The organism is Streptomyces sp. NPDC059142 (assembly GCF_042755665.1).
Taxonomy (GTDB): Bacteria; Actinomycetota; Actinomycetes; order Streptomycetales; family Streptomycetaceae; genus Streptomyces.
Genome location: NZ_JBHZDA010000045.1, coordinates 51526 through 54027, shown reverse-complemented (window position 1 = coordinate 54027; position 2502 = coordinate 51526). Strand labels below are relative to the sequence as shown.

Below are 2502 nucleotides of genomic sequence, written 5' to 3'. Positions count from 1 at the left end.
CGCGCCCCCCCCCGGGGGGGGCGCCTGCCCGGGGGGGGGCCCCGCCGCCGCCCCCCCCCGCGGCGGGCGGCCCCCCCCCCCCCCGCGGGCCCCCGCACCGCAGCGGACGCGCCCCGCGGGGGCGCGACTGCCCCTGTCGTCGCGCAGGCGCGACGACCCGCGAGCCGATCGTCCCTCACGGCCCGCGCCGGTGGTGCAGCGCCGCTGCCAACGCACGGTCCGCCCTGCGGCCGGACCACAAACTCTCACCAGAAAAGACCAGTTCAGTGACTATCGAGATCACCCACACCCGCCGAGAGGGCACCCTGATCGAGGGGACCAGCCGGGGCGACGGATCAGCCGAGATCCTGCGACTCCGTGAGTACGGTCGCACCCAGCGCCAGCCCTTCCGCTGGAGCAGGACCCTTGACTGCTGGTACCTCCCGCACAGCCGCGACCACGCCACCTACACCCCGTCGCTCGAATTCCTCGCACAGCGACTCCGGGAGAAGGGGTTCGAGGTCACGCTGACCGTCGACAACGCCGACCGCCGGAGCTTCAGCGAGGCAGAGGAGGAGCGCGAAGAGAAGGCCGAGAACAGGGCGGAACGATTCGGTGGGTACGCCGCCAGCGCCGCCCAGTCCTCCGAGGCCGCGCACCGGGAGAGCCACGACATATCCGAGCGGTTCGCCTTCGGTCAGCCGATCCTCGTCGGGCACCACTCCGAGGGCCGCGCCCGCCGCGACCACGCGCGCATGGACGACGCGATGCGCAAGAGCATCAGCGAGCACGACCGCGCCGCCCACTGGAGCGGCCGGGCGCAGGCTGCCGCGAACTACCAGCAGTTCAAGAAGGACCCCGGCCGCACGCTCCGCCGTCTCGACACGCTGCGGGCCGACCTCCGCGCGGTCGAGAAGTGGCAGCGCGGCCAGTCCGCCAAGGGGTTCTCCCGGAACCCGGCAGACCCGGAGCTGGAGATGGAGCACCAGGAGCTGACTGAGGAGATCGCCCACTGGGAGAAGGTCATCAAGGACGCCGAAGCCGAGGGCTTCAAGGTGTGGTCGCGCGCCGACTTCAAGCGCGGTGACTTCGTTTTCTACCGCGGAACCTGGTACGAGGTCCTGCGGGTCAACCCGAGGTCCGTGACCATCCCGCACATCCACAACAGCATCGGCAAGCGCATCGTCCGTGCCACCGGCAACCAGTACGACGACTGGACATGGACCGCCCCCTACGACGGCGTGTCCGGGCGCAAGAGTCCCGACGAGATGCGGCAGCCGCCCCAGGCCCCGGCCACCGAAGCGCAGGAACCAGCCGAGCAGTCCCCGGCGGTCGAGGAACAGGTGCCCGTCGGGAAGCCGACCGCCGCAGCGACCCCGGCCGCGTGGGCGAACTGGCCGGACGGCATGGCGCTGGTGCTGATCGCCTCGAAGGGCTCCAGCCGCTCCCGCAAGCGGCGTGCCCTGTGGGCGATGACCCGCCGTGAAGCACAGGCAGTGTGCGGCGACCCCCGCACCTCCGGCCGCTCGTACATGCTCACCTGGACCGACCAGCCCGGCACCGAGGGCGCCGACTGGGAATGGGTGGACGACAACGGCAGCCACGCCCCCGTCCTCAACGAGTTGAGCATCACCCCGCGCCGCGAGTGGATCGCCGCCCCGCAGGCCCCGGCCTCCGAAGCCGCGTAACGACGCCCCGCCCGCCCCGCCGGCCGAGCGCGCCGGGGCGGGCCCCTCTCTCACCAGACAAGGGCACCACCATGACCACGCAACTCCTCGAACGACCCGCGACCATCACCGTCCCCGACACCGAAGCGGGCAGGCTCACCGTCCCCACGACCGGTGGCAGCAGCACCATCCCGACGTACCGCGTCGGCACCCCCGACATCCAGTGCCGATACCCCGTGATCGTCGGCGAAGACCAGGTCATCGGCCGCGCCTACCGGTGGCACCGAGAGTGGTTCGTCCTCACCACCGCAGGCGAGCGCAACCTTTCCCGCCCGCCCAAGGGAACCCCCGGCACCGACATGGCCGCCGCCCATCTCGCCGAGCAGTACGCCGCCGGTCGGATCGGCGCCATCCCCCTGGACCAGGTGCTTGCCGAGGCCCCCACGCCGTTGTGCGGGCCGGTGCCCCTCCTGCACCCGCGGATGCCGGTCAACGATCGCAACATCGAGGGCGCGCTGATCGCGTTCGCAGGGCTTGCGGCCCACCACTGGCGGGCCATCCTCACCGGATTTCCCGGCTCCGATAACCACTGGCTCGTCCGCTGTGAGCTGTGTGGATGGGAGGGCCTGAAGTTCTGGTCCCACCTGCGCGGGCGCAACGGAGAGCCGCCGAGCGCACGCCGACACAAGGGCGGATGCATCGGACAGGACAAGGTCCGCCGACTGATCCCTGCCTACCACTAGCAGCCCAACCGGGGGCGGCGGGCCCCCCCCCGCCCCCCCCCCCCACACCCCCGACCCCCCCCGCGCCCACCCACCCACCCCCCCCAAGAGCGGCCGCCGGGGCCACCCCACCC

At 72.4% G+C, this 2502-nt stretch carries 2 protein-coding genes; both read left to right on the top strand.

Annotated elements, in window-relative coordinates; translation table 11 throughout:
• Window positions 1–266: 266 nt before the first annotated feature.
• Window positions 267–1667: a DUF3560 domain-containing protein gene (locus tag ACFXPK_RS18220; RefSeq protein WP_385076481.1), complete on the top strand. Its 1401-nt coding sequence runs from the start codon at window positions 267–269 to the stop codon at window positions 1665–1667.
• Between the two features lie 71 nt (window positions 1668–1738).
• Entirely contained in the window at window positions 1739–2389 is a 651-nt protein-coding gene (locus ACFXPK_RS18215) for a hypothetical protein (protein ID WP_385076479.1), read from the top strand.
• Window positions 2390–2502 lie beyond the last annotated feature (113 nt).

Excerpts from the sequence above, each read along its gene's own strand:
- ACFXPK_RS18215 (WP_385076479.1), top strand. The coding sequence starts at position 1,739 with ATGACCACGCAACTCCTCGAACGACCCGCGACCATCACCGTCCCCGAC.